Source organism: Microvenator marinus (assembly GCF_007993755.1).
Classification (GTDB): Bacteria; Myxococcota_A; Bradymonadia; order Bradymonadales; family Bradymonadaceae; genus Allomicrovenator; species Allomicrovenator marinus.
In genome coordinates, this window is sequence record NZ_CP042467.1 from 4,046,679 (window position 1) to 4,061,085 (window position 14,407).

The window sequence follows — 14,407 nt, forward strand, 5'->3', positions numbered from 1 at the left end:
CTTCTAAGTCCTGGCCGTCAGAAGTCCGTAGTAACTCAGCGCACACACGCTCCAAATCTCTCACGTGCTCTTCGAGCGAGGGATCATAACCGGTCCCCAAGTCATTGATCAGGATACCCTCTATGCAATTCGCCAAACGTTCTTGATCGTGAAGGCAAGCCACTATCCTGGGCACATACTCATCGTATTCAACGCCAGCGATATGTGCTGGTACTTCCAGAGGGTTCCATTGGGTCAAGATGTCACTGATTTTTTCGGTGATGCTTGTCATCTATTGCGTTCCAACTTCTCGTCCCTGCTTGCTCATCGTCGCCATCATTACTCTTTTGCGAAGCGTCAAGTTGTCAAATCTTCCCCGTTCTCCAGCCAACTCAAGCAAACGCTGCACGCCGCCATTTGCTTACTTAGGCTCGTCGCGAAGTCCTCCAGCGTCCCGCTTGGATTTACCTTCCAGATTTCGCCACGACTCCAAAGATAAGAGTTCAATTCCACGATACTCGTCGTAGAGTTTCTCAACCTTGTCATCAAAAGAACGACAAATGACGTCACCGTCCAAAGAAAGTCCGCAAAACTGAAAAGACCCCACAGAAAGTTTTTGAATTTGCACATCGAAGGTTTTCACCTCACCGTCGCGAGCATGGCACTCCACGTTTCCAGCCCGGTTGAGGCAGACCTGTGAGCCGCACCCATACTCCACCACACCTCTAAAGTTGACCCTCTTGGGTATGCCCCCAACTTCCTCATGTTCGAATTCACAGAAGATATCACTCGGAGAATCGCGACTTCTCGCACAGAGGAGAGCATCGTTCATGTACGTCTTTTCGAATCCTTTAAAGGTCTTAAACTGCGGGCTGTCTTCATGTGGCTCGGTCCATAGTGGACTGCATTCGACTCCATCTTTTGTCGTTCCGCAGATTGTGGTGCTGTTGATAGCAATTTCTGAGAAGCGCTCCGAAACACTTGCAATTTGCTCAGATGTGAATGCACGCAGCGGCCCCCAATTGTGGCCCCAGCAGGTCACGGTTTCATCTTGATTTTGCTGACAAACGATATTGATGTGAGCGGCAAGAGAGCCAGAGGCTTCTATCGGTTGAAGGACCACCTCGGCAGCTTCCAAGGAGCCAATCACCGGATCTCCAAAACAGGCGCCATCGTCGAGACATATCTGAAACGGACCGACCAGCTTCACATTCTTGTCTGGACGATGAAAGATAATGGAAGCATTTGGCATGGTGGTAGTGTCCCATTGCTGCGGATACGCACCACCAAAACACGTGCTGCCTGCACCGTGATTCACACACGTAAGGGCTCCACTCGAGTGGATTTCTTTCGCCACGTGTTTGCGTTGGTCGGCGTCGCAGCCAAAGAGAATGGAGGTCAAGGCGAACAACATCCGAAAATGGCAACTAAGTAGCTTCATTTTTCTCCAAAACGGTTGGAGCCTTCACTCTTCCTGGCTCTTTGGTAGAACCAGTTGGCCACTAGTGCCGGTACCATCATGCAAGCGGCTGATGCGGTGACGAGTACAGCAAGCTGTATATAGAAAACGGGCGCTACCAACCAGTACACTGCGAAAGCTATCGCCGCACTTAGAGTTGCCGACGCCATACCACCTAAGAAGTATTTTCCATTCCCGCTGAATCTGATGGTCACGAAATGGACCCAAATCCATAAGAACATCACATTGCCGTAGTACATGTACCTTGCGGTAATGACGACAGCTGCGATTCCCACCAACCAGGTCAATACCAACTTTTTGCGTTCAGCGCCTTGAAATCGCTCCATAACAAATCCATTGCTACAGGTCGCAGCACTCTCCTGGCTCACGCCAACACAAATCAACGGTCTCGGTAATCGTATCGTCAGTTAGGAGACAAACGTCCAGCGTCTGACCGTCACTGTCAACGAACTCAATCAACACTGCGAAAGAAGGGTCTGTGAAAACCATCACCACTGTTCCTTGCGTCCCAATTGGGAAATCAGTTCCAGGGAGCTCCTGCTTCAACTCGACCACGTCATAGAGTCTTAGTTTGGTTGTGCGCTTCTTCACTCCGGACGCCTTCCATTTTGATCGGCAAAGCCACTTCAAGGTATCAGTTCCTCCCTAATCTCCAACCAACCCAAGCAAAACCCTTTCACCGCCAGATAACCTCGCAACGCCACACACCTTGGTTCATCGACCCACAAGGAGTCGAAGAGTGTCTCAAGTTTCTCGAACGCTACTCGAGCTTCCGCAAACTCAGAGGGTACGATTTTTCCTGCCAGTCCGCGAATGGCTGCACCCTGACAATAGCGGAATGGCTCCACGAACTCGTTACCTACAGAAGGGACCACGTGTTGTCCGAGCTCCTGCATGAAGTACGAGACGATTCCCAGGTCGGTCGGCTCAAAGTTCTCCAAGTCGCTAGGAATAGTCTGGATTTCTTCCTCCCGTGTCTCGAGATTAAGTCGTACCCATGCGTGCATCAGGATGACAAACGAAATGTAGCGATCACCTGCAGACCATTCGTATCTTGCCTGAGAATCTAGTTTCTGAAAGAGGGGTAAACCTTGGTCCATTCGTGATACACGCGATTCGGTGTCAGATGGCAGCTTCCCTTTCAGCAGATACGATGTGGCGCCAAACACGTGTTCGCAGAACAATACACGGATATAGAATTCTTCCTTGCTCACGCGACCAAGCAGCCTATTAACCCGCTGGTAGAGTTGGCCGTTTAGAATCGTTAAGGTTGAGAAAGGGTTCATCCGGGAAACTAATGTGGTTCGTCCAACATACTCAGGCCAGCCATGGGAAGTCTCGGGGCGAGAGACCTCCGCCGATGGATACCGAACCAGCGCTAGCCAAGCTACGTAAGTCGGTTTCGTCCATCTGTGGCAGATCCGCTCCTTGAGAGCCCGAACTACGTCCTTTTCCGGAAAGTCTCCCGGCTCCGTCCAAGCGGCCGGTATGGTCATGACATCACATCCAGCGTCGTGAGGCACAAAGAACTTGCTCATCACACACGGAACTCGCCAGTCGCGAGGAAGCGACTCAACGAGCGTTGCGCCGTCAACCCATTCCAACTGCGCAACACCAACTCGGCCGTCGTCTTGCAGGCGACCAGCTGCGCGCAGTGCGTGGAGCTCGCGCTTAAGATCACCGGAAAGTGCGATGAAAAACCGGTCAGCACCGGCCTGAAAGTATTCTTCAATATCGGCAGGAAGTATTCTTCAATATCGGCAGGATTGCCTGAAGAAAAGACAGCAAGTTCGGCCATCAATCACACCGCACACGTCCTGATTGAAACTTCGAATTCGATTCTTTCTCGTTTGAGTCTCGCGTCCCGATAAACCTTGTTAGCAAAGTCAATCTCAATAGTGTTCAGATGAGTACCTTCCAGTCTTTGAGTCTGTGTGATGTCACCACCCACTATGTGCCGGACCAATTCATGGCCCTCAAAAATTAGGATCCCTCCATCCAAAGCTAGCACAGCCTCCTGAGAGTGTACCGCCCCCGTAATCTGCCCACATGCCACAGAATTCCATTGAGAAGGTTTCAGAGTAATGACGATGATTGAGTAGAATTCGTCACGCGCAAGGCAGATCTCGTTTGCAGATTCGAGCCATTCTTCGGCTTTCTCTACGCACTCTAGTATCCGAAAAACAACCTCATCAACAGCGTTTGACTCAGTATCTTCCCAAGGGTCCATTCTCTCGGCGGCAATAATCACGACCGATGATCCTTCGTCCCTCACCACGAAACGTCGAACTTTGCCAATGCCCCAGTTTACACAAACTCTCATAGTACCGCCGACTTCTTAGTGGAGCTTCGTGATATCCGGCACCCAAAGCTCCGGGCATGACAGCACGCGTTCCGTAGTAGCAGGTTCAAGAAACTCATCCCATTCCATCGTTGCTCTTCTTCCCAAAGCGCGTGACGCCCGCCGTCCGGAGGAAACAACATTTGTTACCTTTCGGTTGTCGATATCTTCCCCCCAGATAGCTCAACACACTGCCCAAAGCTCACGGCAAGCCAACACTCGTTGGGTGGTAGCAGGTCGAAGAATCTCGTCTCCCTCCCAACATTGGCCGTTTGCTCTTTGACAGCAAACACACTGCTTACACTCCAGCACTGGAATGTCTTCTTCTGTAGCCTCCATGATACGCATACCTGCTCCACAGTTGTTGCAGTTCGAAATTGCTTCCAACGTTATCCCTTCCCAAAAAATTTCACTGATAAACATACCAAAACTATCGAGTGACGATGGAGGATATTTCTTGATTTGAGCAAGCTCAACTTCAGGAGAGAGCGTTGCCAACTCAACCGGGTACGGGGCTAGATCTGCAGTCGCAATCCACTCAAGTCCCCATGCAGCGCGAGTCTCCTTATTCCAAAATCGCAATTTCGCGTTCAACCAACGCTGAAGAACCTCCAGGAACTCTCGACGTTCTCCCGTAAACGAAGACACTTCGCGAAAAAAATCTGACAACAGTGTTTGCACTCTCATGAACTCTCCAACCGCCGAGTACGTTTTGGCTCTAGAACTCTTTCAATTGTAGTCTTGAAACAGTTCTGGCGACCCGTGCGGTTAATGCCCAGCGCGGATCAATAGAATAATTGGATTGAACGTTCTCCACATATCCCTCCACTGCGTTGTAAAACAAAAGGATTTGCGATTCCAAGTGTGTTCGCTCCAAGGCGTCGGGCGGCGAACAACATAGGTCTGCAAGCAATTCGTGCAACGCTGCGACCACTTCAGTTCCAAATGGTATGCGTCCGAATAGTGATGCGGTCCGAGGACGAAACATCAAGTTTACTGCTTCGTCCAAATCGATGTCGCCAACCTGTAATGTCATAGCTCGGGGTAGGTGATCACGTGGAGTTCGGCCAAGGTGATCGCGCTCAGTTCGCCCAAAGTGATCGTGCTCAGTTCGGGCAAAGTGATCACGAGATAGGTCTTGGTGTCGATAACCCGAAGCACTTGTTGTTCAATCCGGAGCACTAGCCCGGAGTGTCAATGAGGAAGGAGAGAATCGACATGCATCGTTTACAAGAATTGGTTCGACTACATCGACAGGGATGTTGTGGCCGTGAGGTCGCACGACTCCTCGGTATGAGTCCAAACACAGAGCGCAAGTACCGTGAGGCGCTTAAGGCCGAGGGTTTACTCTTCGGCGACAGGGAGCTTCCCGACCTTGAGACCCTGCGTTTAGCTGTGGAAAGTCAGGTGGAGCGTTCAAATCCACCTGAGCAGGAGATTTCGAGCGTAGAGCAGTGGCGCAAGGCCATCGAATCGAGGGTGGACAAAGGAGCTGGCCCCACAGCCATCTATGACTACCTGCGCACCGAGGTCGAAGACTTTGAGGGTAGTCTTTCTGCCGTTAAGAGAATGGTGCGACAGATAAAGAAGGCAAAGGGGCCGAGTGCGGAGTCGGTGGTGCTTCATGTGGAGACACAGCCTGGGGAAGTCGCTCAGGTTGATTTTGGGTCAGTGGGAAAACTCTTCGATCCAGACACAGGTAAAGTTCGCAAAGCCTACGTGTTTGTCATGGTGCTCAATCACAGCCGCTTGATGTATGCGAGCCTGGTGTTTGACCAGAGCGTCCACACCTGGATTGACGAGCACGAGAAGGCCTTTGAGTTCTTGGGTGGTGTGCCCAAAGTGGTGGTTCCAGATAACCTGAAGTCAGCCGTACTGAAGTGCTACTATGGAGGCAAATCTCCCGAGCTCAATCGCACGTATCGTGAGTTAGCGCGCCACTATGGGTTCAAGATAGACCTACACCGCCTCGCTCCCCTCAGCTCAAGAGGCGTGTCGAATCCGGGGTGGGTTATGTGAAGAAGAATTTCTTTGCACCACGCCAAATTGAAACCATTACGGATGGAAACGCTCAACTTATTCGGTGGCTTGAGAGTGTCGCCAATGTGCGCATTCATGGGACGACGAGAGAGCAGCCCATGGTTGTTTTTGAACGAGACGAGGCTGACGCTCTCTTGAGCCTGCCTCTTCAGCGCTATGCCCGTGTCATCTGGAAGCAGTGCACGGTTCACCCGGATAGTCACATCCACTTCGAGAAACGCCTCTATTCGGTGCCCTTCAAACATATCGGTCAAAAAGTCTGGGTTTGTGCTCAGGATAACACACTCATTGTGTGGGCGGATGATTTACGGGTGGCAACCCATGTACGTCGCGGCCCGAGGTATCAAACCAATGACGCACACCTGCCTGAATGGCGCCGTGAATACCGGCATCAATCGCGCCCATGGTGGGAAAACAGGGCTAGAGGAATCTCGGAGACTCTGGGTGACTTCGTTGCCGAGATTTTCGACTTAGACGATGTAGCTCATCAGTTGCGAACCGTGCAGGCCATTGTCACACACGTGGCGCCCTTTCCTGTTGAGCGCATCAATGCAGCCTGTGAGCGCGCACGTCTCTACGGAAACTATACGTACCCTGGAATCCGAAACATTTTGAGAGATGGACTTGATATGGCCCCGGCCTACGAGACCCCATTCATCCACGGTCGACTCGATAATCCCCGTTTTGCGCGCAGCGTCGACGAAATCATTGGTGAGGAGGTACACGATGAGCGCCCATGACCAACTCATTCCACTACTCAAGCGGATGCGATTAAGTGGACTTTTACAAACTGCAGACCTTCGTATCGAACAGGCCGTAGAGGACCGATTGGACCACTGGGAGTTTCTGTTTCGCCTGTTTAATGATGAGGCAGAGCGACGAGATGCGGGCTTGCTACATCGTCGAATCAAGCATGCGGCATTCGAAGGTGAGAAGACCCTCGAGACCTTTGATTTCGCCTTTAATCCCCAGATTCCGAAGGCGACTATCATCGACCTTGCAACGTGTCGCTTCATGGACCGACGAGAGAATGTCTTGCTGATTGGGCCTTCTGGTGTGGGCAAATCCCATATCGCTCAGGCACTGGGACACCGAGCCTGCCGGATTGGAAAGAAGGTGCTCTATACGTCTGCCAATCAGATGCTAACTCAGCTCAGAGCCGCTCGCGCGGATGCCACATTGGAGAAACAGCTCCATCGGTTCACAGCCCCCGACCTGCTTATCATTGATGATTTAGGGCTGCGGCCTCTCGCATACGAGGAGCCTTTGGACCTCTATGAAATCATACGACGTCGCTATGAGAAAGCGTCCACCATCCTGACCTCAAATCGAGACATTACGGAATGGTACGCCCTGTTTGGAGATAGTCTGCTCGCTAGTGCCGCGATGGATCGACTGCTGCACCACGCCAACACCATCACACTCACAGGGGACTCCTACCGGAATCCCAAAAAGAAGAAAAAGTGATCACTTTGCCCGAACCAGAACGCTGAAGAGAAAAACACAAAACTAACCTACGACGCCAAGACCAAATGCGCGATCACTTTGCCCGAACCAAGAGTGAACACTTTGCCCGAGCCTTGACAAAACAAAGTATTCACATTTGTGTATAAGTGTGTAGGAAATGCACGAAGGAAGAATGAAACACTACACTGAGATAGCCCAACTGGCTGCAGATAAGGGAATCATCAGCGCCAGCGATGTTGAAGAACTGGGGATTTCACGCAACTACCTTTACGCAATGTGCCGCGAAGGACTGCTCGAGAGGACAGCGCGTGGGCTCTATGTGCTTGCCGACTCGGACGTGAGCGCCCACTTCGGTCTTGCTGAGATCTCAAAGAGAATTCCTGGCGCAGTGATCTCACTCATTTCAGCGCTCAACTTTCACGAACTCACTACCCAAATCCCGCACGAGGTTTGGCTTTCCATTCCGCGCGATACGTGGCTGCCAGGTGTTGCTGCGCCAAGCGAACTCAACGACTCATTGTGCCGTTCAGAACTTTTGGGATTTCAGCGGCGAACTCCAGATGCTAGCATCCAAGCTCACTCCAAACCTTGAGAATTCCATGACTAGCTCAACATCCCTTGAGGACGCCCTCGCGTTCCCTCTCAACGTGGAATCCCTTTCACTTCAGTGCAAAGATCTGGACGAGATCTCGGCGCGGATTGGGGAACTGAAGAATCTTCGCTCGCTGAGGCTCGATAATGTTCACGCGGGCCTGATATTTCCAGAGAGCATCAAAGGGCTGACGAACCTCGAAAAGCTAGACATCTCGGGGGCTCATGATGCGTCGGTGCCGTTCCCGCCCATCTTCTTGGAGATGCCCATCACGGACCTTGAGTTACGAGATTTCCGTGTGCGCGAAGCCTTTGCGCTAAAGGATCAGGTGAAGCGGCTGCGGCTGCGAAGTTACTTTATTTTTGACGATATCGGACCACTCTGTGCGAACTTCACCAAGCTAGAGCACCTGGAGATCTGGGGACGCCTTGGAATGAACCAGGCGGGGAATCCTGGGGTGCTGAAGTTTCCCGCAGCGATCGCCAATCTGGCGGAGCTCGCGGAGCTGGAGGTGGTCTATGCGGGCATGCGCGAGCTGCCTGTGGAGATGGCTGAGCTCTCGAAGCTGCGCGTAATACGTCTGCGTAATCAAGCGTTCGAGGTGTTTCCGCTCGCGCTGACAACCGTGCCGAACCTGGAAGACCTCGAGTTCGCCCAGATGAACAAGTTGAGCTCGTTTCCGGCGGAGCTTGCGAATATGGCGTCGCTCCGGCGGCTGGACCTCAACCACTCATGGAACCAACCCGACGAGTCGGCGGACTTTATGGATTCACTCTTTGAGGATAGCGATGTGGAGGTCGATCCGCTCCCCAACGCGATCGGTCAGATACCGCACCTCGAGGAACTGATCTTGGACCACTGCAAAGTCGATTCGCTGGATTCGATCGCGCGCCTCACGGAGCTGAGGACGCTGTCCCTCGCCTGGGCGCAGCTTGGAGACATCCAGCCGCTCGCCGCGATGAAGCGGCTCACCAACTTGAATCTCGAACACGTTCCGGTGAGCGATCTGAGCCCTCTCTCCGCGCTGCAGAGCCTGGAAGTTCTGGACATCAGCCGCACCCACGTCTCCGACTTTGGTCCCCTGGCCGAGCTCCAGAATTTGCGGACGCTCGATATCTCGTCCTGTGCGGCAGACAACCGGAACCCGCAAAAGGCGCTGGAGGTACTGATCGATCTCCCAAATCTGCTCGAGGTGAAGTCGGACAAGCTCGAGGAAGGCGCGTGGCAGAAGCTTCGGGCGTCGGAGCCGTCCGATCCAGCCCAGATCATTGCTGCGCTGCAATCTGACGATTTCGATGAGTTCATGACCGCGCTGCGTAAGGTAATCGCCTACTCCGACGAGCGCAGCACCGACGATCACAACGCGCTCGTAGACCTCTTCGGGCTCGACGTCGACGACTACGACGTCGCGCCCGTTGGGTTCCCTCCGCTCGACGATGCGATCGACCGTTGGGGCAAGGAAATCCCTGCGATGGACCTGGCCCGGCTCGCCCGCGCGACCTTCATCTGCACAAGCGATGGTTGGGTCGCGACTCTGAAGGCACTTCGACTTCTGATCCAGAGCAAGGACCTCGAGGCACAGCTCCTCTTCGTTCAAGGGTGGGAGCGCGCGACGCGCAATTACGACGGAGGACATCGATTCTGGGAGGACGGTGTACACGACCAACTCATCGACGAGCTCTGGGAGCTCTTTCAGCCAGAAGCAATCGCTGCGCTGATGCTCGCGCTCGACAGCGACCAACTCGACTCCGAGTACGGTGACGCGATGGATGTACTCTTCGCGCCAGCGTTGAAGGGGTTGAAGACCTATGACGAGGACCTCATAGAACACCTGAGAGAGTACGCCCTCTCCAATATCGACAGCTCTTACGGGGCGTCCCCGACAGCTACACTCGCCATGATCGAGGAATGCATTCCACACGCGATCGAGCCTATTCAGGTCGCCCTGCGTCAGATTGCATCGGATATGCGCTCAAGCATCGAGGGGGGTACGGAGATCAAGGAAGCCAGCGAAGCTACGGAAGAGCCCCAATCTGAAAATACCGAAGAGGCTAGGCCGACCCCCCAGGCAGTCCTCGCGAACCTCCAGACTGCGTTCAATGAGCCGGGGGTGAGTAGCCTCATCTCAGCACTTGAACTGGCCACCGAACTCGGCGACTACGCCCGTGTGCGGGACGGTGCCGCCGCGTTTACCAATAACAAGCTCATCGTATGTCTGCGGGCGGGTGAGGTAGCTGAGGGCGTCAAACTGGCTGAGGCGTATGATGAGTTCGTCGAGGAGACTGGCCTGCCGAGCGGTATGATGCGTAACGAGATCGCCACCAACACACTGATCCTCGCCGTGCACTCGGGGGACGAGAATGTCGAGCGATTCGCCATTGACCGGCTGCTCCCAGATCATATCGGTCATACCGGGCTCGCGTACAATTTGTCGTGCTACTGGGCGACAAAGGGCAACCGCGACAAGATGCTCGAAGCGATCACGCTCTCGATCGAGCTCGGCAAAGAGCCTGAGCGCTTCCTCGCGGATACGGACTTCGAGCCGTTCTGGGAAGAGCCCGATTTCTTGAAAGCGCTCGGGCGTGAGCCGGCCGCTGAGAGCCATGCGCGACGGTTCGAGTTTCACGACGCGAAGTCTGCCAAATTCTGGAGCATTGAGGTGGTTGGGGCGGAGCTCAATCTCGCGTGGGGCAAGGTTGGCACGGCGGGACAGTCAAAGACGAAGAGTTTCTCCGACGCTGCTGCTGCGGAGAAAGAGGCCGAGAAGCTCATCAAGTCGAAGACCACCAAAGGCTATGAAGAGGTCTGAAAATCGACTCCGTGACCAACACGGCTTTACCGTGCACCTGCATGCCTCAACCCGCCCACTCTTCAGGTGCAAACCACGTGAGGTTAGTGATACCAGCAGCTTCGATTGCTAACTTCACACGCTCATGAACAAGAACTGCCGTAATGTTCTCTGCTAGTCGAAACAACAAGAGTTCTTGCGTTTTGGCTTCATCAATAGAGAGAGTGTGGAAATCCATCGAGTTCATAGTCTCGGTAACGTCAGGGTTTGTCATCGATTTCTGTAGATCGGCAGCCGCCACCAATCCCACTATATTAAACGCGAGGTAGTGATCAGCTGGCGGTGGGGTCTCGCCCAAAGTCGTCTCGATTCGCGTCTCATAGGTCTGGAGATTGTCAACGCCTGCTGCCTGAAGAGCCGCAGTCAGTCTTCTACTCATGAGAGGTATCGGCACCCAGAGAAGTTCAGCGTAAATCCGTGGGGGAGGCTCAATCTCCGGTTCGGTCTGTATTTCGATGGGCTCGGTCGGCGGACGAAAGCCTTCGCGCCTGTCCTGAACTGAAAAAAGCACCCCTGCTTCCCAACGCCGGTCATTAGCAGGATAAGGAACCAGAATGTTGTAGAATTCTGCTTCAAGTGGCGGATGGCAGTCCAAAACAAAGTATTTTGACATCTCCTACTCCTTTGTGTCCATGCACCCTTGACCCACCTTTTCTATAGTTACTTCGGTGTAGTCAGGACCGTATGGAGCGCATTGGATCGAACAGAACTTCATGGCACTCACGTCTTGACGGGTGTTCTTTCTGACAGAGACCGCCAAGCTACCAACCTGAAAGATATAATTCGAGTTGTTCTTTGCTACTCGGGTGATCGGAGTTGGTTTTTTGAATTTGGAAACCAAAGCCACACCCCTAAAAAAAGGACGATAAACTCAATTGCGGTAAATGGATTTAAAGAACTATGAAGACCGGAAACAAGGCCAACATAGACATTCTAGGCCCCAATCAAAGGTTGTTTGCAACCTGGACTCGATATTGTCACCCTGTACTACCGAAATCACCAGTTAGTTTTACCGAGATATCTCGGCTTAAGGTAGTCTATTGTGCCTTATTTCAAGGTAATGATTCGAACCAGCGATTGTTGTTATTCGACAAATACGCTGTCAACGTACATCCATTACCGACAGTATCTGCCCCAAAGAATTCTGACGAAACTCTGTGTTACGCTGTTAAAAGGAATTTGAACAATGAAAGTGAAATTGGCGACCCAGTAACACCAGCGGAAGCCTTTGCAAGTAAGGAATGGATAGTTCCAAGAGTCGGAGAAACCAGCAAGGATTTTCAGCTGATAAAAATCGAGCGCTTGAGCAGAACGACTTATACCTATGGTGGGGACGGTAAATTATCGAACATTGAAATCGAAGATGCATCAGGATACCGCGTTGATGTTCAATCATGAGCTCGTCCCAGAATCTTGAGACCACGATGATGACTGAAGAGAAAAGACGTTATGTCTTGCTTATGATCGAAGACCTCTTTGAGGCCCACTTCGTTCGGGCGATGGAAACAACCGATCTGGCCAAAACCCTCCACGGGTTCGACCCCAAATCTGCTGCATCGTTCCGAGCCGAATTGTCGAAGGTGTTCAAGTCCGACTTTGGTCCCGACGATACGCTCCAGACCGCCGTCGAGGCAGCCTATGAAGCGAGCAAGGACACGCTCCTGACGGCGGATGCAGTCGTCGCTCAACCCCCGAAGAATGATCCCTTCGGGGCGGACTCACTTCTCCGGTCGTGGTCCGAGGCATTGACGACATTGTGCAGTTGGTACGCGGGAGTTGGCATACCTGCGCGTTGTATACAAACCTTGAAGTCGTGTGCGTGCCGGATAGCCCAGGCCTCTTTGACGCTGTTCCGCAAAAGATGCCGGAGCTCAAAGGCGCGACACATCTGACCAACCACGGACGAGTCACGTGTGGGCATTTTGAGGACGGTAGCAAGAAGTGTTTGTCAGCCAACTACAGACCGTACGAAGGCAGGGAAATCCGACTTTTTGAAGAGCAGCCAGATTTGCCCCCCGATCGATGGGGCACACATGGGTGCGCCCTTGCGAAGGACGGGAGAGTCACGTGTTGGCAGGCACCGAATCCCTATCTTGGCCCATGGTGCGGCTTGAGCGAAAACCCGACGCCTGTTCCCGTTCGCAATGCTATCCAGCTGGTGATGGGCGCGAATCATGCCTGCGCGCTAATCGATGACGGCAGAGTAAAGTGTTGGGGAGAAAATGATTCTGGGCAGATTGGAGATGGCCTCGGGCCGGATTCCGAGTGTTCGCCATCTACTGTGCAAGGCTTGGACAAGGTTGTCCGCCTGCAGGCATCAGACAATCATAAGTGCGCATTTCAAGAAAATGGCCAGGTCCAATGCTGGGGTGAACACGCTTGGCTATATCTGCACCCTGACGAAATCGTGGAGTTGCCGTTGGACTAAGCGCTCAGGCCGTCACGATGCGCAGCTCGTCGGCCGTCCCTGCCAATTTTCCGCGAATCAACGTGCCCGGCTCGTGGTTGTCCGGCACGCGCACGCGAAGATAATCCTCGCTAAGCCCGAGCCCGCCTTCCTCAACCACCACCGCCACGTCTTGCCCGATTCTTCGCGTAATGTACGCATCGCCCTTTCGTTGCACCGCGTCGCGAAGCTCTTGCGAGCGCCTCGACTTCTCGGTGCGCGGCACCTGGTCGTCCATATCGGCCGCCACCGTCCCGCTTCGCATCGAGTACGGGAACACGTGCAGATACGTGTACGGAAGCTCCTCCACCAACGCCAGCGTCTCCGCATGCATCTCGGCCGACTCGCCCGGAAAGCCCACGATGATGTCCGCGCCGAGGCCCATATACGGCAGGCGCTCCGTGATTTCCTTGACCCTGACGCGGTAGCGCTCGCGCGTGTGCCAACGCCGCATCTTTCTCAAGACCGGGTCGCTCCCGGACTGCATCGGGATATGCAGATGGGGCGTGATGCCGCCGTCCTGCATGAGTTCCACCAGTCGGTCGTCAATCTCGGTGGCCTCAATCGAGCCAAGCCTGAACCGCACGCCGGGCACCCGCGTCACGAGCGCCTCCATGAGCGTGGAAAGCTTGTCCTTGGGGCTAAAGTCGATGCCCCAATGCCCAATATGTACGCCGGTAATCACGAGTTCGGAATGCGCATCGGCCAGAATCTCGGCCTCGACCAACAACTCCTCGAGCGAGCGCGAACGGCTCTTGCCGCGCGCAATCCGCGTAGCGCAAAACGAACAACGCCTATCGCACCCATCCTGCACCTTGAGCCAACCCCTCGAGCGAACCTTGCTCGCCCGTAGTTCCTGCCCAATCGCCTCTTCGTGGAGCGAATCGGCCAGAACCCGCACCACCTCTTGTGGATCTTGGCCTGGCACCACGCCAAACACCTCCGGCATGGCCTGGTACTCGTCGGCGCGCATCGCGGCCGAACAACCCGCAACCACCACCCGAACCTCAGGATTCTCGCGGTGAAGCTTACGAATCGCCTTCCTGGCCTCGGCGTCCGCGGCGTTGGTCACGGTACACGTATTGAGCACCACGGTGTCTGCCACCTCGGCGTCCACCGCCTCGGCGCCACGCGCCTCGAGCGCCATTCTGAATTGCTCGGTGTCGTACTGGTTGGCCTTGCAACCATGCGTGATGAAATGAACTTTCATAGAC

General features: G+C 53.8%; 18 protein-coding genes. 7 read left to right on the forward strand and 11 right to left on the reverse strand.

Translation table 11 applies throughout. The features are described from left to right. Window positions 1-400: 400 nt before the first annotated feature. The 8 genes from FRD01_RS16735 to FRD01_RS24720 all read right to left on the reverse strand — a co-directional run bounded on the left by FRD01_RS16735 (window position 401) and on the right by FRD01_RS24720 (window position 4,961). On the reverse strand, window positions 401-1,420 hold the full coding sequence (locus FRD01_RS16735) for a hypothetical protein (RefSeq protein ID WP_146961654.1): 1,020 nt from the start codon (window positions 1,418-1,420) through the stop codon (window positions 401-403). After that, complete coding sequence (locus FRD01_RS16740) at window positions 1,417-1,785, reverse strand: hypothetical protein (RefSeq protein ID WP_146961655.1); 369 nt, start codon at window positions 1,783-1,785, stop codon at window positions 1,417-1,419. The genes FRD01_RS16735 and FRD01_RS16740 overlap by 4 nt, the downstream gene beginning before the upstream one ends. A 13-nt stretch (window positions 1,786-1,798) precedes the next feature. Further along, window positions 1,799-2,050, reverse strand: coding sequence for a DUF4926 domain-containing protein (locus FRD01_RS16745; protein ID WP_249755691.1), 252 nt, complete (start codon window positions 2,048-2,050; stop codon window positions 1,799-1,801). Between the two features lie 35 nt (window positions 2,051-2,085). Continuing rightward, window positions 2,086-2,997, reverse strand: coding sequence for a hypothetical protein (locus tag FRD01_RS16750; RefSeq protein ID WP_146961659.1), 912 nt, complete (start codon window positions 2,995-2,997; stop codon window positions 2,086-2,088). Further along, a complete protein-coding gene (locus tag FRD01_RS16755) occupies window positions 2,997-3,257 on the reverse strand; it encodes a hypothetical protein (protein ID WP_146961660.1) in 261 nt (86 codons plus the stop codon). The genes FRD01_RS16750 and FRD01_RS16755 overlap by 1 nt, the downstream gene beginning before the upstream one ends. Before the next feature lie 3 nt (window positions 3,258-3,260). After that, window positions 3,261-3,782: a hypothetical protein gene (locus FRD01_RS16760; protein WP_146961662.1), complete on the reverse strand. Its 522-nt coding sequence runs from the start codon at window positions 3,780-3,782 to the stop codon at window positions 3,261-3,263. 201 nt (window positions 3,783-3,983) lie between these two features. Beyond that, window positions 3,984-4,487: a hypothetical protein gene (locus tag FRD01_RS16765; RefSeq protein ID WP_146961664.1), complete on the reverse strand. Its 504-nt coding sequence runs from the start codon at window positions 4,485-4,487 to the stop codon at window positions 3,984-3,986. A 345-nt stretch (window positions 4,488-4,832) separates the two neighbouring features. Further along, window positions 4,833-4,961, reverse strand: coding sequence for a hypothetical protein (locus FRD01_RS24720; RefSeq protein ID WP_283808654.1), 129 nt, complete (start codon window positions 4,959-4,961; stop codon window positions 4,833-4,835). A gap of 57 nt (window positions 4,962-5,018) precedes the next feature. On the opposite strand from FRD01_RS24720, the gene istA reads away from it, so the two are divergent. From istA to FRD01_RS25015, 5 genes are all read left to right on the forward strand, one after another. Further along, window positions 5,019-5,819, forward strand: a complete 801-nt coding sequence (gene istA / locus FRD01_RS16770; protein WP_249755692.1) for an IS21 family transposase — start codon at window positions 5,019-5,021, stop codon at window positions 5,817-5,819. Beyond that, complete coding sequence (locus tag FRD01_RS16775) at window positions 5,816-6,580, forward strand: Mu transposase domain-containing protein (RefSeq protein WP_146961667.1); 765 nt, start codon at window positions 5,816-5,818, stop codon at window positions 6,578-6,580. The genes istA and FRD01_RS16775 overlap by 4 nt, the downstream gene beginning before the upstream one ends. Further along, on the forward strand, window positions 6,567-7,307 hold the full coding sequence (istB, locus tag FRD01_RS16780) for an IS21-like element helper ATPase IstB (protein ID WP_146961669.1): 741 nt from the start codon (window positions 6,567-6,569) through the stop codon (window positions 7,305-7,307). The genes FRD01_RS16775 and istB overlap by 14 nt, the downstream gene beginning before the upstream one ends. Before the next feature lie 172 nt (window positions 7,308-7,479). Beyond that, the gene (locus tag FRD01_RS16785; RefSeq protein ID WP_146961671.1) at window positions 7,480-7,899 is read left to right on the forward strand and encodes a type IV toxin-antitoxin system AbiEi family antitoxin domain-containing protein; all 420 of its coding nucleotides are present in this window, start codon (window positions 7,480-7,482) and stop codon (window positions 7,897-7,899) included. Between the two features lie 7 nt (window positions 7,900-7,906). After that, a complete protein-coding gene (locus tag FRD01_RS25015; RefSeq protein WP_249755693.1) occupies window positions 7,907-10,708 on the forward strand; it encodes a WGR domain-containing protein in 2,802 nt (933 codons plus the stop codon). 46 nt (window positions 10,709-10,754) lie between these two features. Here FRD01_RS25015 and FRD01_RS16795 read toward each other — a convergent pair whose 3' ends face one another. Beyond that, window positions 10,755-11,360, reverse strand: a complete 606-nt coding sequence (locus FRD01_RS16795; protein ID WP_146961673.1) for an imm11 family protein — start codon at window positions 11,358-11,360, stop codon at window positions 10,755-10,757. A 566-nt stretch (window positions 11,361-11,926) separates the two neighbouring features. Between FRD01_RS16795 and FRD01_RS16800 the strand changes: the two genes are divergently transcribed. Continuing rightward, window positions 11,927-12,145: a hypothetical protein gene (locus FRD01_RS16800; protein ID WP_146961674.1), complete on the forward strand. Its 219-nt coding sequence runs from the start codon at window positions 11,927-11,929 to the stop codon at window positions 12,143-12,145. Here the strand turns inward: FRD01_RS16800 and FRD01_RS16805 are convergent. Continuing rightward, window positions 12,136-12,435, reverse strand: coding sequence for a hypothetical protein (locus tag FRD01_RS16805; protein WP_146961676.1), 300 nt, complete (start codon window positions 12,433-12,435; stop codon window positions 12,136-12,138). The two genes, FRD01_RS16800 and FRD01_RS16805, sit on opposite strands and share 10 nt — an antisense overlap. 68 nt (window positions 12,436-12,503) lie before the next feature. Between FRD01_RS16805 and FRD01_RS16810 the strand changes: the two genes are divergently transcribed. Further along, window positions 12,504-13,175 (forward strand): RCC1 domain-containing protein, encoded by a 672-nt coding sequence (locus FRD01_RS16810; protein WP_146961678.1) that lies wholly within the window; start codon window positions 12,504-12,506, stop codon window positions 13,173-13,175. Window positions 13,176-13,179: 4 nt separating this feature from the next. On the opposite strand, the gene FRD01_RS16815 is transcribed toward FRD01_RS16810, so the two are convergent. Beyond that, window positions 13,180-14,403: a MiaB/RimO family radical SAM methylthiotransferase gene (locus FRD01_RS16815; protein WP_146961680.1), complete on the reverse strand. Its 1,224-nt coding sequence runs from the start codon at window positions 14,401-14,403 to the stop codon at window positions 13,180-13,182. Window positions 14,404-14,407: the final 4 nt, after the last annotated feature.